Annotated in this window: 19 protein-coding genes, 2 tRNA genes and 1 other RNA gene; 7 read left to right on the top strand and 15 right to left on the bottom strand. The window is 51.0% G+C overall.

Going from position 1 to position 19,808, the window contains the following annotated elements; genetic code table 11:
- Position 1: 1 nt before the first annotated feature.
- The 15 genes from nadA to cydA form a co-directional block, all read right to left on the bottom strand.
- Positions 2–1,045, bottom strand: coding sequence for a quinolinate synthase NadA (nadA, locus tag SK39_RS04140; RefSeq protein ID WP_003837113.1), 1,044 nt, complete (start codon positions 1,043–1,045; stop codon positions 2–4).
- A 281-nt stretch (positions 1,046–1,326) separates the two neighbouring features.
- Positions 1,327–1,460: non-coding RNA, RtT sRNA (locus SK39_RS25370), on the bottom strand.
- Between the two features lie 22 nt (positions 1,461–1,482).
- Positions 1,483–1,558: transfer RNA gene (locus tag SK39_RS04145), tRNA-Lys, on the bottom strand.
- 133 nt (positions 1,559–1,691) lie between these two features.
- A tRNA-Lys gene (locus tag SK39_RS04150) sits at positions 1,692–1,767 on the bottom strand.
- Positions 1,768–1,932: 165 nt separating this feature from the next.
- A complete protein-coding gene (gene cpoB, locus SK39_RS04155) occupies positions 1,933–2,724 on the bottom strand; it encodes a cell division protein CpoB (RefSeq protein ID WP_048216691.1) in 792 nt (263 codons plus the stop codon).
- Positions 2,725–2,733: 9 nt separating this feature from the next.
- Positions 2,734–3,252 carry a peptidoglycan-associated lipoprotein Pal gene (pal, locus tag SK39_RS04160; RefSeq protein ID WP_003022983.1) on the bottom strand — a complete coding sequence of 173 codons (519 nt, stop codon included), beginning with the start codon at positions 3,250–3,252 and terminating at the stop codon, positions 2,734–2,736.
- 34 nt (positions 3,253–3,286) lie between these two features.
- Positions 3,287–4,579, bottom strand: a complete 1,293-nt coding sequence (tolB, locus tag SK39_RS04165) for a Tol-Pal system beta propeller repeat protein TolB (RefSeq protein WP_003022981.1) — start codon at positions 4,577–4,579, stop codon at positions 3,287–3,289.
- A gap of 128 nt (positions 4,580–4,707) precedes the next feature.
- Positions 4,708–5,964: a cell envelope integrity protein TolA gene (gene tolA / locus SK39_RS04170; protein WP_003022980.1), complete on the bottom strand. Its 1,257-nt coding sequence runs from the start codon at positions 5,962–5,964 to the stop codon at positions 4,708–4,710.
- A 64-nt stretch (positions 5,965–6,028) separates the two neighbouring features.
- Positions 6,029–6,457: a colicin uptake protein TolR gene (gene tolR / locus SK39_RS04175; protein ID WP_003022978.1), complete on the bottom strand. Its 429-nt coding sequence runs from the start codon at positions 6,455–6,457 to the stop codon at positions 6,029–6,031.
- Positions 6,458–6,460: 3 nt separating this feature from the next.
- Positions 6,461–7,153, bottom strand: a complete 693-nt coding sequence (tolQ, locus tag SK39_RS04180) for a Tol-Pal system protein TolQ (RefSeq protein WP_003022976.1) — start codon at positions 7,151–7,153, stop codon at positions 6,461–6,463.
- A complete protein-coding gene (gene ybgC / locus SK39_RS04185; RefSeq protein ID WP_003835413.1) occupies positions 7,150–7,554 on the bottom strand; it encodes a tol-pal system-associated acyl-CoA thioesterase in 405 nt (134 codons plus the stop codon). The genes tolQ and ybgC overlap by 4 nt, the downstream gene beginning before the upstream one ends.
- 150 nt (positions 7,555–7,704) lie before the next feature.
- On the bottom strand, positions 7,705–7,998 hold the full coding sequence (gene ybgE, locus SK39_RS04190) for a cyd operon protein YbgE (RefSeq protein ID WP_003022971.1): 294 nt from the start codon (positions 7,996–7,998) through the stop codon (positions 7,705–7,707).
- A complete protein-coding gene (cydX, locus tag SK39_RS25375; protein ID WP_003022970.1) occupies positions 7,998–8,111 on the bottom strand; it encodes a cytochrome bd-I oxidase subunit CydX in 114 nt (37 codons plus the stop codon). Before cydX ends, ybgE begins: the two co-directional genes overlap by 1 nt.
- 14 nt (positions 8,112–8,125) lie before the next feature.
- The gene (gene cydB, locus SK39_RS04195) at positions 8,126–9,265 is read right to left on the bottom strand and encodes a cytochrome d ubiquinol oxidase subunit II (protein WP_003022968.1); all 1,140 of its coding nucleotides are present in this window, start codon (positions 9,263–9,265) and stop codon (positions 8,126–8,128) included.
- Between the two features lie 15 nt (positions 9,266–9,280).
- Positions 9,281–10,849 carry a cytochrome ubiquinol oxidase subunit I gene (gene cydA, locus SK39_RS04200; RefSeq protein ID WP_003022965.1) on the bottom strand — a complete coding sequence of 523 codons (1,569 nt, stop codon included), beginning with the start codon at positions 10,847–10,849 and terminating at the stop codon, positions 9,281–9,283.
- Positions 10,850–12,066: 1,217 nt separating this feature from the next.
- Here cydA and glmS point away from each other — a divergent pair.
- The 7 genes from glmS (at position 12,067) to SK39_RS04235 (ending at position 19,770) form a co-directional block, all read left to right on the top strand.
- Entirely contained in the window at positions 12,067–12,516 is a 450-nt protein-coding gene (glmS, locus tag SK39_RS04205) for a methylaspartate mutase subunit S (protein WP_003022963.1), read from the top strand.
- Complete coding sequence (gene glmL, locus SK39_RS04210; RefSeq protein WP_003835417.1) at positions 12,516–13,904, top strand: methylaspartate mutase accessory protein GlmL; 1,389 nt, start codon at positions 12,516–12,518, stop codon at positions 13,902–13,904. Before glmS ends, glmL begins: the two co-directional genes overlap by 1 nt.
- An 18-nt stretch (positions 13,905–13,922) precedes the next feature.
- Positions 13,923–15,368, top strand: coding sequence for a methylaspartate mutase subunit E (locus tag SK39_RS04215; RefSeq protein ID WP_003022957.1), 1,446 nt, complete (start codon positions 13,923–13,925; stop codon positions 15,366–15,368).
- Complete coding sequence (locus SK39_RS04220; RefSeq protein ID WP_003022953.1) at positions 15,368–16,609, top strand: methylaspartate ammonia-lyase; 1,242 nt, start codon at positions 15,368–15,370, stop codon at positions 16,607–16,609. Before SK39_RS04215 ends, SK39_RS04220 begins: the two co-directional genes overlap by 1 nt.
- Positions 16,610–16,612: 3 nt before the next feature.
- Positions 16,613–17,983, top strand: a complete 1,371-nt coding sequence (locus tag SK39_RS04225; RefSeq protein ID WP_048216692.1) for an acyclic terpene utilization AtuA family protein — start codon at positions 16,613–16,615, stop codon at positions 17,981–17,983.
- Entirely contained in the window at positions 17,980–18,297 is a 318-nt protein-coding gene (locus SK39_RS04230; protein ID WP_008320068.1) for a DUF4387 domain-containing protein, read from the top strand. The genes SK39_RS04225 and SK39_RS04230 overlap by 4 nt, the downstream gene beginning before the upstream one ends.
- Before the next feature lie 168 nt (positions 18,298–18,465).
- Positions 18,466–19,770 carry a dicarboxylate/amino acid:cation symporter gene (locus SK39_RS04235; protein ID WP_003022946.1) on the top strand — a complete coding sequence of 435 codons (1,305 nt, stop codon included), beginning with the start codon at positions 18,466–18,468 and terminating at the stop codon, positions 19,768–19,770.
- The last annotated feature ends 38 nt before the right edge of the window (positions 19,771–19,808 follow it).

Consider the following 19,808-nt stretch of genomic DNA (forward strand, 5'->3'; position numbering starts at 1 on the left):
ATTAAGCTCGAAGTGTAGCCGCAAATTCCAACATGCGGTTTAACGGCAACAACGCCCCTTCTCGCAGCGCAGCATCAACATGTATCTCATGAGCCGCTCCGCCTTGTTCCAGGCCCTCAGCAATCGCCTTGAGGCCGTTCATCGCCATCCACGGACAATGCGCACAGCTGCGACAGGTTGCCCCCTCGCCAGCCGTCGGCGCTTCAAGCAATTCTTTATCCGGAACGGCCTGCTGCATTTTGTAAAAAATGCCCCGGTCAGTCGCCACAATCAGCTGTTGATGCGGTAACGATTTAGCTGCGTTGATTAACTGGCTGGTTGAGCCAACCGCATCGGCCATATCAACGATAGACTGAGGGGACTCCGGGTGCACCAACACCGCAGCATCAGGGTAAAGCCCCTTCATGCGTGTTAAAGCCTGAGTTTTAAATTCGTCGTGGACGATACAGGCCCCCTGCCAACAAAGAACGTCTGCACCGGTCTGTTTTTGCACGTAGTTGCCCAGATGTCTGTCCGGAGCCCAGATGATTTTTTCACCTAAACTATCAAGGTGCTCAATAAGTTCTACCGCGATACTGGACGTGACGACCCAGTCCGCACGTGCTTTAACGGCAGCGGAGGTATTGGCGTAAACCACCACGGTACGATCAGGATGCGCATCGCAAAACGCGCTGAAAGCATCAATCGGACAACCCAGATCTAATGAACATTCCGCCTGTAAGGTCGGCATCAGGATGGTCTTTTCCGGGCTGAGGATTTTGGCGGTTTCCCCCATAAACCTCACTCCTGCAACCAACAGCGTAGAGGCAGAATGTTTTGAGCCGAACCGCGCCATCTCCAGAGAATCAGAAATACAGCCACCGGTCTCTTCGGCCAATTGCTGAATTTCAGGATCGGTGTAATAGTGCGCGACCATAACGGCATCACGCTCTTTCAACAGGCGCTTGATTTTTTCACGATAAAATTGCTTTTCATCCACACTCAGCGGGGCTGGCTTCGGCGGAAACGGATAAATTGCTGCTTCTGGATCAAACATCACGCTCATCTTGCTTTCTCGTTTTACTAGCTTAACGAAATAACCGATTAAAAGCGTGACGCACGCCGTATTCGGTTAGATTTGTTTTATATGCTAAACAAGATAGCGGATTGGCGTAAGAAAGTCACAATAATTGCGTGTGATGAATGCCGGATGGAGACTGACGTCTTATCCGGCCTACGTGAATAGTGTCGTCTGTAGGACTGATAAGCGAAGCGCATCAGGCAAGCAGGTTCGAATCGTTGATTCTGCGCATAGCAAAAAAGCGCCTTTAGGGCGCTTTTTTACACTGGTGGGGCGTGCAGGATGACTCGCTACGCTCGCCCTTCGGGTCATCGCCGTAAACGGCTCCGTTGTCTCACTTCGTTCGACCCGAACCTGCTGCAGGTTCGAATCATGAAATCCTGCGCATAGCAAAAAAGCGCCTTTAGGGCGCTTTTTTACACTGGTGGGGCGTGCAGGATTCGAACCTGCGACCAATTGATTAAAAGTCAACTGCTCTACCAACTGAGCTAACGCCCCCTTATGGGGTTTACTTCTTTATACTTTCAGGATGGTGGGTCGTGCAGGATGACTCGGCTTTGCCTCGCCCTACGGGCCGTTGCTTACGCAACGTTATCCTTCACGTTTTACAATCGCGTTCCACCTTAGCGATTGGTGGGTCGTGCAGGATTCGAACCTGCGACCAATTGATTAAAAGTCAACTGCTCTACCAACTGAGCTAACGACCCACTTTTTTTGCCGCTTTCGGGCTGTTTGATATCCCTTGGCAACGGCGGCATATATTACTGATTTCAGATTTTAGCGCAACAAAAATTTCGATGTAAATAACTCAACTGCTTAGGAATCACACGACGCGACCAGAATTAACACGATTTCTGGTCGCATGGTGTTCATTACATCGCGCCAAGGCGTTTTTGCGCTTGTTTCGCGCCATCAGTGCCAGGGTATTTAGTGATAACCTGCTGATAAACGGCTTTAGCTTTTGCTGTGTCACCTTTGTCCTGCATGATGACGCCGACTTTATACATCGCGTCTGCAGCCTTTGGTGATTTCGGGAAGTTTTTAACTACTGAAGCAAAATAGAACGCTGCATCATCTTTTTTCCCCTTGTTGTAATTCAACTGACCCAGCCAGTAATTCGCATTTGGCAGGTAAGTCGAGTCTGGGTACTTTTTGATGAAGTTCTGAAATGCTTCAATCGCATCATCCTGGCGGGATTTATCCTGCACCAGAGCAATGGCCGCATTGTAATCAGTGTTCGCATCGCCAGTCTGCGCCGGGGCTCCTGACGCTGCCGCTGCGCCCGCGTCAGGCGTAGGGGGTGCTGCTGCCCCACTCTGATCACTACCTGCAGACTGCGCCGCAGGCGCACTACCGCTGCCAAGATTATTAATCTGCAACAATATTTGCTTCTGGCGTTCAACAACCTGGTTCAACTGATACTGATTTTCCTGAATTTGACCACGCAGGGAATCAATATCGGACTGATTATCGGAGAGTTGTTGCTGGAGTTGGGTTAAAAGCTGACTGTGAGCGTTAGAAATACGCTCGAGTTGAGTGACACGGTCTTCGACCGAGCCTGAGCCGACACTACTGATTGGCGCCTGAGCAAAAGCGGCCCAAGGGGCCGCTATGCCAACCAGTAACGACAGACTCAACAGATGATGTCTGAAGTTACTGCTCATGCAATTCTCTTAGTAAACCAGTACGGCGCGACGGTTTTTGGCGTAAGCCGCTTCGTCATGACCCAGTACTGCAGGTTTTTCTTTACCGTAAGAAACGATGGAGATCTGGTCAGCAGAAACGCCTTTACCCTGCAGGTACATCTTAACGGCGTTCGCACGACGCTCACCCAGGGAGATGTTGTACTCAGGAGTACCACGTTCGTCCGCATGACCTTCTACGGTGACTTTGTAAGACGGGTTGCTACGCAGGAAGTTAGCGTGAGCATCCAGCATTGCAGCGAAATCAGAACGGATATCGTACTTGTCCAGATCGAAGTAAACGATGTTGTTCTGCTGCAGCTGTTGCATCTGAAGACGCGCTTGCTCTTCAGAAGACATGTTGCCGCTGCCGTTTGCATCCATACCAGTGCCGGCACCCAGCATGCCTTCGCTGCCGTCATTGCTGGCGTTCTTGTTAGAAGAACACGCTGCAATAGCCATAACAGGCAGAGCAATCATCAGCCCTTTCAGCACTTTGTTCAGTTGCATTTCAATGATTCCTTTATTAATCAATTATTTATTATCACAGATACGGCGACCAGGCAGGGAATTTAACCTGTCCATCAGTTGCCGGAAGACGCGCTTTGAAACGCCCATCTGTAGAAACCAAATTCAGCACGGATCCCATCCCCTGAGAAGAGCTGTAGATTACCATAGTGCCGTTAGGTGCCAGACTTGGCGTTTCGTCCAGGAACGTTGACGACAGAACTTGTACGCCACCCGCTACCAGATCTTGTTTGGCAATGTGCTGCTGACCGTTGGCCGAACTTACCATTACCATAAATTTACCGTCGCTGCTCACATCCGCATCCTGGTTTTGCGAACCTTCCCAGGTAATGCGCTGCGGAGCACCGCCGTTGACGTTAACTTTATATACCTGCGGACGACCGGCCTGGTCAGATGTAAAGGCCAGGTTTTGGCTGTCCGGGAACCAGGTCGGTTCCGTATTGTTGCTACGACCATCCGTCACCTGACGGATCTGACCGGAACCAATGTCCATGACATACAGGTTCAGGCTACCGGTTTTAGACAGGGCGAACGCCAGTTTGCTGCCATCCGGAGAAAACGCAGGCGCACCGTTGTGACGTGGGAACGACGCTACCTGACGAACCGCGCCATTAGACAACGTCTGAATAACCAGTGCAGAACGACCACTCTCGAAGGTTACGTACGCCAGTTTTGATCCGTCCGGAGACCACGCCGGAGACATCAGCGGCTGCGGAGAACGGTGTACCACGAACTGGTTGTAACCATCGTAGTCGGACACACGTAATTCGTACGGGAACTGACCACCGTTGGTCTGAACAACATAAGCGATACGGGTACGGAATGCACCTTTAATGCCGGTCAGTTTTTCAAACACTTCGTCACTTGCAGTATGCCCCGCGTAACGCAGCCACTGCTTGTTCACTTTATAAGTGTTCTGTGCCAGTACGGTACCCGGTGCGCCACCGGTGTCAACCAGCTGATAGGCAACGCTGTAAGAACCATCCGGGTTCGGCGTAACCTGGCCGACGACTACGGCATCAATGCCCAGCGCAGACCAAGCGGCAGGTTGAACTTCCTGCGCGGTACCAGGCTGCTGAGGCAGACGAGAACGGTCTAACGGGTTAAATTTACCGCTGTTACGCAGGTCAGCACCTACGATACCACCGATATCTTCAGGTGCAGCACCCGGTCCTGCCCACTGGAAGGGGACAACACCAATCGGGCGCGCCGAGTCCACCCCTTGGGTGATCTCGATACGTACTTCTGCGTGCAGCACCGCTGCCCACAGCATCAGAAAACCAAATGCTACTCGTAATGCCTGCTTCATCATATCTCCCTTATCTGGACGGAAAGCCCACGATAATTTAGCAGAATGTTAACAAACTCAAATACACAAAACTACCACAACTCAGTATCAACCTTAGACCGTTTCCCCTGATTTCTCAGGGGTCGTTATTACAGTTTGAAGTCCAGTTTGGCATCTTTTACTTTTTCATAAACTGCCTGGCTAGGCGGTTTAGGAATTCTGGCGGTTTTCGCAGCCGTCAGCGCAGCCTGACACAATGCTGGATCCCCACCCTCTTCGGTCACATCCAGTAACAGACCATCGGGTGCTAACTTGATATGTAATACGCAAGATTTACCTGCATACAAATCTGCACCATACAGACGGCTCTGGATCGCATTACGAATTTGAGATGCGTAAGCACTGATATCAGCACCAGATGCACCGCCATTGGCACCACTTGTACCACTATCTTTCGCCGGTTGGCCGTTTCCTTTCGCTCCACCGCCCGATTTCGGTGCATTCTTACCGGAGCTCAGGTCACCCAACAAGTCGTCAACGCCAGAGGCTGCAGCGGCTTTTTCGGCCGCAGCCTTTTTAGCAGCTGCTGCTTTATCTGCCGCAGCTTTCTTATCGGCAGCGGCTTTCTCGGCTGCAGCTTTTTTGTCTGCTGCTGCTTTTTCCGCTGCGGCTTTCTTATCAGCCGCCGCTTTTTCAGCAGCGGCCGCTTTCGCGGCGGCGGCTTTTTCTGCTTTCTCAGCGGCAGCTTTCTCGGCTGCTGCTTGCTTAGCGGCTTCAGCCTGTGCTTTCTTCGCAGCGTCCGCGGCAGCCTTAGCAGCTTGTGCTTCGGCAACTTTCTTCGCATCAGCAGCGGCTTTAGCAGCTTCCGCCTCAGCTTTTTTCTGTGCGTCCGCAGCGGCTTTCTTCGCGGCATCTGCCGCTTGTTTCGCCTGTGCATCAGCTTTAGCCTTCGCGTCTGCAGCAGCCTTCGCCGCAGCTTCTTCAGCCTGTTTCTGTTGCTCTTGCGCTTTCGCGGCGGCGGCTTCAGCTTGCTTCTGCTGTTCCGCCTGTTCGCGCACTTTTTCCTGCGCGGCTAAGCGTTCTTTTTCCAGCTGCTTCAGTCGCTCTTGCTCAGCTGCCTGTTTCTCGCGAAGTTCTTCAGCTTGCTGCTGCGCCTGCTTTTCACGCTGCTCTTCAGCACGTTTCGCGCTTGCCTGCTGTTGCTGCTGCCTGTCGTACTGTTGCACAACGGCTCCAGGATCGACCATAACGGCGTCGATGGACGAACCACCACCGCCGCCGGCTGAAGCATCAATGTGCTCATCGAACGAACTCCAGATCAGCGCTGCAAATAAAATGACATGCAGCACCGCTGAAATAATTATCGCCCTTTTGAGCTTGTCGTTTTGTTCGGTTGCCTTTGACACTCTCGGTTCCCAAAAAACTGTTCGCCTGTTACGTGCTATCTTTCAAGCCAGCAAAACGCCGTCATCAGATTGGCTGCGTCATCAAGCCAACCGATTTTACGCCTGCACTGTGTAACAAGTTCAGCGCTTTAATTATTTCATCATAAGGCACGTCTTTCGCACCACCGATTAAAAAGACCGTTTTCGGATTGGTCTGCAGGCGACTTTTCGCTTCCGCGATAACCTGCTCCGGCGGCAGTTGATCCATACGATCTTTCTCAACCACCACGCTGTATTGCCCAATACCGGAAACTTCAATAATGACCGGGGGTTCGTCGTTACTGCTGACGGCTTGCGATTCGGTCGCATCCGGCAGGTCGACTTCCACACTCTGCGTAATGATCGGTGCGGTTGCCATAAAGATCAGCAACAGCACCAGCAGTACGTCGAGCAGCGGTACAATATTGATTTCGGACTTGAGTTCGCGACGACCTCGTCCACGCGTTCTGGCCATGGCTTACCCCTTGTTGCTCTCGCTAACGGTAAACGCCTGGCGGTGCAGAATCGCGGTGAACTCTTCCATAAAGTTGTCGTAATTCAGTTCCAGTTTGTTCACGCGCTGGTTCAGACGGTTGTAGGCCATAACCGCCGGGATTGCCGCAAACAGACCGATAGCCGTTGCAATCAACGCTTCCGCGATACCCGGTGCAACCATTTGCAGCGTCGCCTGTTTTACCGCGCCCAGCGCGATAAATGCGTGCATGATCCCCCAAACGGTACCGAACAGACCGATATACGGGCTGATGGAGCCAACGGTTCCGAGGAATGGAATATGCGTTTCCAGCGTTTCCAGCTCACGGTTCATCGAGATACGCATCGCACGGGAAGCCCCCTCAACGACCGCTTCCGGCGCGTGACTATTTGCCCGATGCAAACGAGCAAACTCTTTGAACCCGCTGTAGAAAATTTGTTCTGAGCCAGCCAAATTATCACGACGCCCCTGGCTTTCCTGGTACAGGCGCGACAATTCAATGCCGGACCAGAACTTGTCTTCAAATGCTTCGGCTTCACGTGAAGCAGCATTAAGAATACGGGTCCGCTGGATAATAATGGCCCAGGATGCGATTGAGAAACCAATCAAAATCAACATGATAAGTTTAACCAGAAGGCTTGCCTTCAGGAACAAATCAAGGATATTCATGTCAGTCACTGCTTAAACTCCGCGACAATAGACTTGGGAAGCGCACGAGGCTTCATTTTGAGTGGATCAACGCAAACAATCAGAACTTCGGCTTCATTCAGCACGGTGTTCTCTGCGTTGACAATGCGTTGCGTGAAAACCAAAGAGGTGCCACGCATTGACGTAATTTCGGTTTGAACTTCGAGCATATCGTCGAGCCGGGCAGGCGCAAAATACTCGAGGGTCATCTTGCGCACCACAAAGGCTACACGTTCAGCCAACAGGACCTGCTGACTGAAGTGATGATGACGCAGCATCTCTGTGCGCGCTCTTTCATAAAAAGCGACGTAGCTGGCGTGGTAAACCACCCCACCGGCATCGGTATCTTCATAGTAGACACGAACCGGCCATCGAAACAGCGTTGTATTCACTTTACATCCCGGTAATGCAACAAAAGGTTAGTGCTTTCAAACTTCGCTACTATACGCGCGGGAATGGTGCTTTGGAATGGGGGAAAGTAAACGGAGAGTAAAAAATTATGGGCTTATGCAAGCCCATAAATATTTAAGGATGTTTCTTATTCAAAAGAAGAAGAAAAACAGACCAACAACGAGGACGATATCCGCGATCAGCGGGCAGAAGATACCCTGCCAGTGTACGGCACGAGGACGAAAGCCAACGCCGTGAATGATGCCTGCGCAGACCGCCCACATCAGCAGAAAACCATGCCAGATTTCAAGCTCACTGGTTTTGGCCGCGAAACGTGACGGATCCCAGAATATGCAGCCGGCCAATACGATTGCCAGCACAAATGAAAGCGCCCGCAAGGGGCGCTTGTCCATCGCGTTGTATAACATCGCGATAATGTTGGTCATTAGCTATCTTCTTGTCCGGCTTTGCCTGATTCAACGTGCTCAAGCGCCAGCGCTGTGATTATCCCAAATGCACAGGCAAGAAGCGTTCCCAAAATCCATGCGAAATACCACATTTTAAGCTCCTTACTTAGTACAGAGAGTGGGTGTTGCTTTCAATATCTTCTTTAGTGATGCGACCAAACATCTTCCAGTAACACCAGCCGGTGTACAGCAGAATGATCGGTACGAACACACAAGCTACATACGTCATCAGATTCAGCGTCAGCTGGCTGGACGTTGCATCCCACATGGTCAAACTTGCGTTCATCATGGTGCTGGATGGCATCACAAACGGGAACATTGCGATACCGGCAGTCAGGATGATGCATGCTAACGTCAGTGAAGAGAAGACGAATGCCCAGGCCCCTTTCTCCATACGAGAAGTCAGAATGGTCAACAGCGGCAGAACCACGCCCAGTGCAGGAACCAGCCACAGGATAGGTGCATTGTTAAAGTTCACCATCCATGCGCCAGCCACGCGAGCCACTTCTTTGGTCAGCGGGTTGGAGGCGGCATGATGATCCAGGGCTGAGGTCACAACATAACCGTCAATACCGTAAATCACCCATACACCGGCCAGCGCGAAGCAGACCAGAGTCACCAGCGCCGCAACCTGTGAAGTTGCACGAGCACGCAGATGCAGTTCACCTACCGTACGCATCTGCAGATAGGTCGCACCCTGGGTGATGATCATCCCAACGCTCACGACACCAGCCAGCAGACCAAACGGATTCAGCAACTGGAAGAAGTTACCGGTGTAGTACAAACGCATGTAGTCATCTACGTGGAACGGAACCCCTTGCAGCAGGTTGCCGAACGCCACGCCAATCACCAGCGGTGGCACGAAGCTACCAATGAAGATGCCCCAGTCCCACATGTTGCGCCAGCGCATGTCTTCAATCTTGGAGCGGTAATCAAAACCGACCGGACGGAAGAACAAAGACGCCAGTACCAGGATCATCGCCACATAGAAACCGGAGAAAGCAGCGGCATACACCATCGGCCAGGCAGCGAACAGTGCGCCACCCGCGGTGATAAGCCAAACCTGGTTACCGTCCCAGTGCGGGGCGATAGAGTTAATCATAATTCGACGCTCGGTATCATTACGACCGAGGAAACGGGTGAGCATGCCCACCCCCATGTCGAAGCCATCAGTGACCGCGAAACCAATCAGCAGAATGCCAACCAGCAGCCACCAGATAAAACGCAATACTTCATAATCGATCATTTGACGACTCCTGTCTTAGCGTGCCGGCTGAGAAGTCACAGTGGACTGCTCGTAGTGATAACGACCGGTTTTCAGGCTACTCGGCCCAAGGCGTGCGAACTTGAACATCAGATACAGTTCAGCCACCAGGAACAGGGTATACAGGCCGCAAATCAACAGCATCGAGAAGATGAGGTCGCCAGCAGTCAGCGAAGAGTTCGCTACGGCTGTTGGTAACACTTCACCAATCGCCCACGGTTGACGACCGTACTCTGCGACAAACCAACCGGATTCAATAGCAATCCACGGCAGAGGAATCGCGTACAGCGCAGTGCGCAGCAGCCATTTTTTCTCACCGATACGGTTACGAAGCACAGTCCAGAAGGATACCGCGATAATTGCCAGCATCAGGATGCCGCATGCCACCATGATACGGAAAGCGAAGTACAGCGGCGCAACGCGAGGGATAGAATCTTTCGTTGCCTGCTGAATTTGCGCTTCGGTCGCGTCGGTGACGTTATCCGTATAGCGTTTCAGCAGCAGACCATAACCCAGGTCTTTCTTCATGCTGTTGAACTGGTCGCGAACGGCCTGGTCGGTAGTACCAGCACGCAGTTCTTCCAGCAACTGATACGCTTTCATCCCGTTACGGATACGCTCTTCGTGCTGCACCATCAGGTCTTTCAGACCAATGACCGGTGTATCAACAGAACGGGTGGCGATGATGCCCAGCGCATAAGGAATTTGAATCGCAAAATGGTTTTCCTGCGCATCCTGGTCCGGAATACCGAACAGCGTAAAGGAAGCCGGTGCAGGCTGAGTTTCCCATTCTGCTTCAATCGCTGCGAGTTTGGTTTTCTGCACGTCGCCCATTTCGTAACCGGATTCATCACCCAGAACGATAACAGACAGAATGGCAGCCATACCAAAGCTGGCAGCGATGGCAAAAGAACGTTTAGCAAACGCGAAGTCACGACCGCGCAGCATATAGTAGGAGCTGATACCCAGAACGAACATCGCGCCGCATACATAACCAGATGCCACAGTGTGAACAAATTTCACCTGTGCTACCGGGTTGAGCACCAGTTCAGAGAAGCTCAGCATCTCCATACGCATGGTTTCGAAGTTGAAATCCGCTGCGATTGGGTTCTGCATCCAGCCGTTCGCAACCAGAATCCACAGCGCGGACAGGTTAGAACCCAGGGCCACCAGCCAGGTGACACACATATGCTGGACTTTACCCAAACGGTCCCAGCCGAAGAAGAACAGACCTACAAAGGTGGATTCGAGGAAGAAGGCCATCAAACCTTCGATCGCCAGCGGCGCACCGAAAATATCCCCTACATAGTGGGAGTAGTAAGACCAGTTAGTCCCGAACTGGAACTCCATGGTCAGACCGGTAGCCACACCCAGAGCGAAGTTGATACCAAACAACTTGCCCCAGAACTTGGTCATATCTTTATAAATCTGTTTGCCGGAAAGGACGTAGACCGTTTCCATAATGGCCAGCAAGAACGCCATACCGAGCGTCAGTGGCACAAACAGGAAGTGGTACATCGCGGTCAAGGCAAACTGTAAGCGCGACAGTTCGACTATATCTAACATCATGACTCCTTGCTCATCGCATGAAGACTCCGAGAGTGAACCCCGTTAGAAAGGGTCACACGCATGCCCCAATACAAATTTATCTGCTTCCTTACGCCGCTACTCTTTCTTCTCTTGTGAAGAAAGGACAATGGAGAAAGGTTACAAACATGTTAATAAAACACTCAAATTGATCCCGCAATTATATTACGCCGTAAAATCCTTACAATAAACAGGTTTTTATCGAGACAAATTTGCATTTTTCGATAGCGATCAATTTATAGCTAATTTACCACTTTCAGACCAATTTGATCTGCAGCAATTTAACCTCTTTTGATGCTGTTTTCCAAGTTTTAAACATTGATTTAAATCAATTTTCAAATTTAATGTTAATAGTGTTTAACACTCGCATGACTAGTGAATGCGATGTTAACAACATGTTTTTCAATGAGTAATTGCCGTTACTACAAATGATAGGATATTTATTTAAATGTACACGATCTTTTAACCAGCCCGGCTGACAAAATTGATAGCAGATAAAGAATCACTAATGCTAGGTAGCTCACAGTTTTTTGTTTAGCAAGTCATGGACTTGTTATTTCATACAAATTATTCATTTAAATTTTACTTATAATTAACACCGAGATGTAACTATCTCAGCTGGAAGAGAAAACGTTCCACATTGACCGATGCATTGCGTTTGGTGTTCTGCGAGAAAACGCTGGCGTTTCGCTTAAATCATCACTGAAAGTTATCTTTAACGCCCACTCTGCACTTATGTGGCAAAGATTAAATATGCCACAAACATTTCATTATCATTTTTATCCTAAAATTAACAAAAATGAATTGTGACATATAAGATTAAAAAATAAAAAACCGTTACGTCGTTCACAAGTTAATTAGTAATTGTGATTTTTGAAATTATTAAAAACACGACATAAATGGCGCGCATAACAAAATAAGATTTCGATCACAAACATGGCAAGTAATTTATTACCCATTTTTCTAATAAATTAAAACCGGCCAAGAAAATATGATACATCCCACTGATTATAAAGGGATTTTATAACAACCAAATATAACAATCATTTTTCTCAGGATATTTTGAAAATAGATCAATTGCTTCCTTTTTCGCTTCCACAGAAACTCCAACCCTATTAAGAGGTTGTCACAATCCATGTTCTAAATATTAGAAAATAATTTCACTTATTGACCATCAGCCCTACAGAGGATTACCCATGAAGAAATCTACACTTGTTATTGGCGTCATCGGTGCTGACTGCCATGCAGTAGGTAATAAAGTTCTGGATCGCGTTTTTACCGCTCATGATTTTCACGTAATCAACCTCGGGGTGATGGTGAGCCAGGATGAATATATTGATGCTGCGATTGAAACAGGCGCCGATGCCATCGTGGTGTCCTCTATCTACGGTCATGGCGACATTGATTGCCTCGGATTACGTGAGCGCTGCATCGAACGCGGCCTTGGCGACATTCTGCTGTACGTCGGCGGCAACCTGGTCGTCGGTAAACATGACTTCGCCGATGTGGAAGTAAAGTTTAAAGAGATGGGCTTTAACCGGGTCTTCGCCCCCAGTCACGATCTGGAAGATGTTTGCGCGCTTATCACTAATGATATTCACCAACACAATGGCCTCGAACAGCGTTGCCTGGAAGAGGCCATCTGATGCAAACAGTTTCTGTCGATATCGGCTCGACATGGACCAAGGCAGCCCTCTTCGCCCATGAAGGCGAGGATTTAACCCTGATAAACCATGTCCTGACCCCAACCACCACACATCATCTGGCAGACGGTTTTTTTGCCAGCCTGAATCAGGTGCTGAATGTTGCCGATGCTCGCCCGTTACTGAAAAGTGGTGAAGTGCAGTTGAAATACTCCTCCTCAGCGAAAGGTGGGCTTGCCGTTGCAGCAATGGGGCTGGTGCCTTCCATTACGCTGGAATCGGCAAAAGTTACCGCCCATTCGGCAGGAGCGAAAATCGCGCAATATTATTCGTACAAGCTGAACCGTCATGACATCCAGGAGCTGGAGTCATCCCCTCCAGATATTCTGCTGTTTACCGGCGGTACAGACGGTGGCGAAGAAAGTTACGGCCTGGCGAATGCGCATGCGTTGGCAGGCTCAAAGCTTGATTGCGCCATTATCTACGCCGGAAACCGGGACATTCAGGACGAAATACAAACGATTCTGGGACATAAGGATTTGACCACGGTAGACAACATTCTGCCTGACCTCGATCACCCGAATCCGTTTGCCGCACGCCAGGCGATTTGTGATGTGTTCTTGTCACGTATTGTCAAAGGCAAAGGTCTGGACGTCATTGTTGGCGAAACAGGCGAAGAGCCAATGCCGACGCCATGGACGGTCTATGAGTTAGTCAAAGCCATTAGCGATTACGACAGCGCATGGAAGGAATTCATGCTGATTGATATGGGCGGAGCCACCACGGATGTCTATTCGGCAAGCGCGAATACCCTCTCCCCCGATACCGTCCTGCATGGTGTTCCTGAACCGTTCGTCAAACGTACCGTAGAAGGCGACCTGGGCATGCGCGTTTCCGCCGTCGTGGTGGGAGAAAGCACGCAGGATATGGTGAAAGTCATCTTCGCCCAACAACCGCAACGTGAGGAAGCGTTTTATCGCTACCTGCGCCATCTGGTAGGGCAACCGGATTACCTGCCACTCAGTGAGGAAGAGAAATATTACGACACCCTGCTGGCAGGTTTATGCGTGGGCTATGCCGCTGAGCGCCACGCGGGCACTAAAAAGCAGGTTTGCACCTGCGTGGGTAACGTGGATTTACAGATGGGTCGCGATCTCACCACCGTACGCAAAGTCGTCGGTTCAGGGGGATGGCTCTCTCGCGCCAGCCAGTTCGATATCCATAACTGGCTCAAATACCGGGAGCTGGACGACCAGGGGAAAAGAATTCTGTTACCGAATCAGTTTGAGTATTACCGCGATTCAAATGGCCTGCTCCCGCTTCTGGCAAACGTCGCCAGGCTGTACCCGCAAGCCGCTGCTCGCACCAGCATTCAGTGTTTAACCCTATAAAACTTAAGGCAGCTACGAATGGAACTTCGAAATAAAAAATTGACCCATGACGAATTCATGACCGAAAGGCATCAGGTATTACAAACCTGGGAAACCGGCAAAGACGTTGAGAACTTCGAAGATGGCGTGAAGTACCAGCAATCTATTCCAGATAAAAAACGCTTCTCCCTTGCCCTGCTGAAAGCCGATCAGGAAGGTAAAACCCTGAGCCAGCCGCGTGCAGGCGTAGCATTAATGGATGAGCATATTGCGCTGCTCAAAACATTGCAGGAAGAGTGCGACCTCCTGCCGAGTACTATCGATGCCTATACCCGTCTGAACCGCTATGAAGAAGCCGCTGTCGGGATCCAGAAATCCATCGAAGCAGGTACTTCCAAGCTGAATGGTTTACCAGTCGTCAATCACGGGGTTGCTGCCTGCCGCCGGATGACTGAATCGCTGGAAAAACCGATCCAGGTTCGCCACGGTACGCCGGATGCGCGCCTGCTGGCAGAAATCGCCATGGCCAGTGGCTTCACCAGCTACGAAGGCGGCGGTATCTCCTACAACATCCCTTACGCCAAACGCGTCACCCTGGAAAAATCCATTCGCGACTGGCAGTACTGCGACCGTCTGATGGGTCTGTACGAAGAGAACGGCATTCGCATCAACCGTGAGCCGTTTGGCCCGCTGACCGGTACCCTGATCCCGCCGTTTATGTCCCACTCGGTGGCGATTATTGAAGGTCTGCTGGCGCTGGAACAAGGCGTGAAATCCATTACCGTCGGCTACGGCCAGGTCGGTAGCCTGACGCAGGATATCGCCGCTATTCAGGCGCTGCGTGAACTGTCCCACGAATACTTCCATAACCATGGCTTCGACGATTACGAACTGAGCACCGTTTTCCACCAGTGGATGGGCGGATTCCCGGAAGATGAAGCGAAAGCCTTCTCCGTTATCGCCTGGGGTGCAGCGGTTGCTGGTATGTCGGGTGCCACAAAAGTGATCACCAAAAGCCCGCACGAAGCGTTCGGTATCCCAACTGCGGCAGCTAACGCCCAGGGTCTGAAAGCGTCACGCCAGATGCTCAACATGGTCAGCGACCAGAAATTCCCGCAGTGCGCTGCCGTGGAGCAGGAAGTTGACCTGATTAAGAGCGAAGTCCGCGCGGTGTTGAAGAAAGTCTTCGAACTGGGCAATGGCGACATTGCGCGCGGTACGGTGCTGGCCTTTGAAGCTGGCGTGCTGGATGTACCTTTCGCTCCTGCCGCCTGTAACGCCGGTAAGATCCTGCCTGTTCGCGATAACACAGGCGCAATCCGTATTCTTGAAGCCGGTGCCGTGCCGCTGCCGAAAGATATTCTCGCCCTGCACCACGACTATGTCGCAGAGCGCGCACATTTTGAAGGCCGCAAGCCTTCTTTCCAGATGGTCATTGATGACATCAACGCCGTATCCCACAGTAAATTAATAGGAAGACCATAATGAAAATCAAAAAGGCCCTTTTCACCGCTGGCTACTCCTCATTTTATTTTGACGATCAGCAGGCCATCAAAAATGGCGCCGGTCATGACGGGTTTATCTACACCGGCGATCCGGTCACGCCTGGATTTACCTCTGTTCGTCAGGCGGGTGAATGTGTTTCCGTACAACTGATTCTGGAAAACGGTGCGGTAGCTGTGGGCGATTGCGCAGCGGTGCAATATTCAGGTGCAGGCGGTCGTGACCCGCTGTTCCTGGCTGAAAACTTCATTCCGTTTCTCAACGACCACATCAAGCCGTTGCTGGAAGGTCGTGACGTTGATTCGTTCCTGACCAACGCCCGTTTCTTTGATGAATTGCGTATTGACGGCCATCTGCTGCATACCGCCGTACGTTATGGTCTGTCTCAGGCACTGCTCGACGCGGCGGCACTGGCTACCGGTCGTCTGAAAGCCGAAGTGGTTTGTGATGAATGGCAACTGCCATGCGTTCCGGAAGCCATTCCGTTATTTGGTCAGAGCGGCGACGACCGTTATATCGCCGTCGACAAGATGATCCTCAAAGGTGTGGATGTCCTGCCGCATGCCCTGATCAATAACGTTGAAGAGAAACTGGGCTTTAAAGGTGAAAAACTGCGTGAGTACGTCCGCTGGTTGTCTAACCGCATCCTGAGCCTGCGCACCAACGAAAGCTATCACCCGACGCTGCATATTGATGTCTACGGCACCATTGGTCTGATCTTCGATATGGATCCAGTGCGTTGCGCCGAATACATCGCCAGCCTGGAAGCCGAAGCTCAAGGTCTACCGCTGTACATTGAAGGCCCGGTTGATGCCGGTAACAAGCCGGATCAGATCCGCATGTTAACCGAGATCACTCAGGAGCTGACTCGTCTGGGTTCCGGCGTGAAAATCGTTGCGGATGAATGGTGTAACACCTATCAGGACATCGTGGACTTCACCGACGCGGGCAGCTGCCACATGGTGCAGATTAAAACCCCGGATCTGGGCGGTATTCACAACATCGTTGATGCAGTGCTGTATTGCAACAAACACGGAATGGAAGCCTATCAGGGCGGTACCTGTAACGAAACGGAAATCAGTGCTCGTACCTGCGTACACGTCGCGCTGGCCGCGCGTCCAATGCGCATGCTGATCAAACCGGGTATGGGTTTCGATGAAGGTCTCAACATCGTGTTTAACGAAATGAACCGCACCATCGCGCTGTTGCAAACTAAGGATTAAGAGATGGCACGCATATTTAAGATCTTATCGCCTACGGCTATCCTGGGTTATGGCTTCCCGGAAGAAAGTTTTCGTAAAGCCATGGAAGAGTCACCGGATCTTATTGCTGTTGACGCAGGTTCCTCCGATCCTGGCCCTCACTACCTGGGGGCAGGTAAACCCTTTACTGACAGGGCCGGTGTGAAACGCGATCTGCGCTATATGATTGTGGCAGGCGTTAAGAACAACATCCCGGTAGTGATCGGCACAGCCGGTGGTTCTGGCGCAGCTCCGCATCTGGAGTGGTGTCGCCAAATAATCCATGAGATCGCACAGGAAGAAAAACTGTCTTTCTCAATGGCGCTAATTCCGTCTGATGTCGACAAAGAAATCGTTCATCAGGCACTGGATAACGGCAAAATCACCGCGCTCGATTTTGTGCCTGAACTGACTCACGAGGCCATTGAAGAGAGCACCTACATTGTCGCGCAGATGGGCGTCGAGCCTTTCCAGCGTGCGCTGAAAGCCGGTGCACAGGTGGTCCTGGGCGGACGTGCCTACGATCCGGCCTGCTTCGCCGCGCTGCCGATTATGCAGGGCTTTGATGAAGGTCTGGCGCTTCATTGCGGTAAGATCCTTGAGTGTGCTGCCATTGCCGCCACCCCTGGCTCCGGCTCCGATTGTGCGATGGGGATTATCGACGACAACGGCTTTACGCTGAAGGCGTTCAATCCCAAGCGTAAGTTTACTGAAACTTCTGCTGCGGCGCACACCCTGTACGAGAAGTCAGATCCTTACTTCCTGCCAGGGCCAGGCGGTGTGCTGAACCTGAAAGCGTGCACCTTTACCCAGGTTAACGAGGGTGAAGTGTATGTCAGCGGTTCACGCCATGAAGAAACACCGTATGCGTTGAAACTGGAAGGTGCACGCCAGGTTGGCTTCCGTTGCCTGACCATCGCCGGAACACGCGACCCGATTATGATTGCCGGGATTGACACGATTCTTGAAGAGGTACAGGCAAGCGTTGCACGTAACCTCTCCCTGAACGACGACAGTATCCGCATGACGTTCCACTTGTACGGTAAGAACGGTGTGATGGGCAACCATGAACCGATGAAAACTGCGGGCCATGAACTGGGAATTTTACTGGATGTCGTTGCGCCGACGCAGGACATCGCCAACAGCGTTTGCTCGCTGGTGCGCTCTACCCTGCTGCACTACGGCTATGAAAATCGCATTGCGACTGCGGGCAACCTCGCCTTCCCGTTCTCGCCATCTGATATTCAGAGTGGACCGGTGTATGAGTTCTCGATCTATCACCTGATTGAAGCGAGCGATGCGCTGCGTTTTGATTTCCACATTGAACAGGTGACGCCAGAAGGAGTTCAGGCATGAAACACTCAATTTGTTCACTGGCACAAGTTATTCGCTCGAAAAACGCCGGACCGTACGAACTGGTTTTAGATATTTTATTTAAAACCCGGGAAGATTATCAGCGCGTAAAACGCTCAGAGCAATTAACACCGCAGCTTATTGCCGGTTTATATAACGTTAAACCTGACTTTATTCACAATATTGTATGGTTCGATCCGGCGAATGCCGTAAAAATCGTCATGCCGCGCGATATTATTTCCGGTAACGTCGGTGACAATGATGTTTATGGTGCACAGCAACACGCACCATTATTAAGTATTGAGTTCGACTTGTAACAAAAAACACAATAACAACCATTGGGGCACAGAATTCAGCTGTATCACAGTGCTTCGAATTATTCATGCGGTTGGTCACAACAGGCGTGCGTCTAAGCTGCTGTCCAGGCTCAGGCGCACGCCACCCTACACAATTCCAATTACCAACCTTTATCCGATGGAGTACACATGAAGAAAATAAGTTTAACGAAGATGATCATATTAGGCCTGATACTCGGCATGATTGCCGGGGTGGCCATAAATAATATGGCCGCGGCTGAAACAGCAAAATCTTATGCAGCAGACATTTCCATTTTTACCACTATATTCTTACGTATGGTGAAAATGATTATCGCACCATTGGTTATTTCAACTCTGGTTGTGGGTATTGCCAAAATGGGCGATGCCAAAACGCTGGGACGTATATTTTCGAAAACCTTCTTCCTGTTTATTTGCGCGTCATTGCTGTCAATCGCGCTGGGTCTGGTTATCGTAAATATCTTCCAGCCAGGCGCAGGTATCAACTTTGTGCCACATGATGTCGGCGCTGTTGCCGCCGTTAAGTCAGAGCCATTCACGCTGAAAGTGTTCATCTCACACGCGGTACCGACCAGTATTGTCGATGCGATGGCGCGTAACGAAATTCTGCAGATCGTCGTGTTCTCCATCTTCCTTGGTTGCAGCCTCGCTGCGATTGGTGAAAAAGCCGACCCTATTGTGAAAGTGCTGGATTCACTGGTGCACGTGATGCTGAAGCTGACGGGTTACGTCATGCTGTTTGCGCCACTGACCGTTTTTGCCGCTATTTCAGGTCTGATTGCCGAACGTGGTCTGGGTGTGATGGTTAGCGCCGGGATCTTCATGGGTGAGTTCTACCTGACGCTGGGTATGCTGTGGGCGATCCTGATTGGCCTGTCTACTATGATCGTCGGGCCTTGCATCGCACGGTTAACTAAATCAATCCTCGAACCCGCTCTGCTGGCCTTTACCACTTCAAGCTCTGAAGCCGCCTTCCCGGGTACGCTGGACAAGCTGGAAAAATTCGGTGTTTCTTCAAAAATCGCCAGCTTCGTTCTGCCTATCGGTTACTCCTTTAACCTGGTCGGCTCCATGGCTTATTGCTCCTTTGCCACTGTCTTTATTGCTCAGGCGTGCAACATCGAACTGAGCATGGGCGAGCAAATTACCATGCTGTTAATTCTGATGCTGACTTCTAAAGGGATGGCGGGTGTACCGCGTGCCTCGATGGTCGTTATCGCCGCTACCCTGAACCAGTTCAACATTCCGGAAGCGGGTTTGATCCTGCTGATGGGCGTCGATCCGTTCCTCGATATGGGTCGTTCCGCTACCAACGTCATGAGTAACGCCATGGGCGCTGCCATTGTGGGCCGTTGGGAAGGCGAACACTTCGGCCAGGGTTGCCGTGGAACTGCGCCAGTGAAGTCACCGGAACAGGAACGCCCGGTTACCGAAACGGAAGTCGCTTTGTCCTGATACTACGTTATTGCCGGATGGCGCTTGCGCTTATCCGG

The organism is Citrobacter sp. BIDMC107 (assembly GCF_001037575.1).
GTDB lineage: Bacteria > Pseudomonadota > Gammaproteobacteria > Enterobacterales > Enterobacteriaceae > Citrobacter > Citrobacter freundii.

What these genes read in the sequence shown, in the direction of transcription:
- tolR (WP_003022978.1), bottom strand. Translation starts at nt 6,457, where the DNA reads ATGGCCAGAACGCGTGGACGAGGTCGTCGCGAACTCAAGTCCGAAATC.
- ybgE (WP_003022971.1), bottom strand. Translation starts at nt 7,998, where the DNA reads ATGACCAACATTATCGCGATGTTATACAACGCGATGGACAAGCGCCCC.
- SK39_RS04220 (WP_003022953.1), top strand. Translation starts at nt 15,368, where the DNA reads ATGAAAATCAAAAAGGCCCTTTTCACCGCTGGCTACTCCTCATTTTAT.
- SK39_RS04225 (WP_048216692.1), top strand. Translation starts at nt 16,613, where the DNA reads ATGGCACGCATATTTAAGATCTTATCGCCTACGGCTATCCTGGGTTAT.
- cydB (WP_003022968.1), bottom strand. Translation starts at nt 9,265, where the DNA reads ATGATCGATTATGAAGTATTGCGTTTTATCTGGTGGCTGCTGGTTGGC.
- SK39_RS04230 (WP_008320068.1), top strand. Translation starts at nt 17,980, where the DNA reads ATGAAACACTCAATTTGTTCACTGGCACAAGTTATTCGCTCGAAAAAC.
- glmS (WP_003022963.1), top strand. Translation starts at nt 12,067, where the DNA reads ATGAAGAAATCTACACTTGTTATTGGCGTCATCGGTGCTGACTGCCAT.
- pal (WP_003022983.1), bottom strand. Translation starts at nt 3,252, where the DNA reads ATGCAACTGAACAAAGTGCTGAAAGGGCTGATGATTGCTCTGCCTGTT.
- glmL (WP_003835417.1), top strand. Translation starts at nt 12,516, where the DNA reads ATGCAAACAGTTTCTGTCGATATCGGCTCGACATGGACCAAGGCAGCC.
- nadA (WP_003837113.1), bottom strand. Translation starts at nt 1,045, where the DNA reads ATGAGCGTGATGTTTGATCCAGAAGCAGCAATTTATCCGTTTCCGCCG.
- SK39_RS04215 (WP_003022957.1), top strand. Translation starts at nt 13,923, where the DNA reads ATGGAACTTCGAAATAAAAAATTGACCCATGACGAATTCATGACCGAA.
- cpoB (WP_048216691.1), bottom strand. Translation starts at nt 2,724, where the DNA reads ATGAGCAGTAACTTCAGACATCATCTGTTGAGTCTGTCGTTACTGGTT.
- SK39_RS04235 (WP_003022946.1), top strand. Translation starts at nt 18,466, where the DNA reads ATGAAGAAAATAAGTTTAACGAAGATGATCATATTAGGCCTGATACTC.
- cydA (WP_003022965.1), bottom strand. Translation starts at nt 10,849, where the DNA reads ATGTTAGATATAGTCGAACTGTCGCGCTTACAGTTTGCCTTGACCGCG.
- tolB (WP_003022981.1), bottom strand. Translation starts at nt 4,579, where the DNA reads ATGAAGCAGGCATTACGAGTAGCATTTGGTTTTCTGATGCTGTGGGCA.
- cydX (WP_003022970.1), bottom strand. Translation starts at nt 8,111, where the DNA reads ATGTGGTATTTCGCATGGATTTTGGGAACGCTTCTTGCCTGTGCATTT.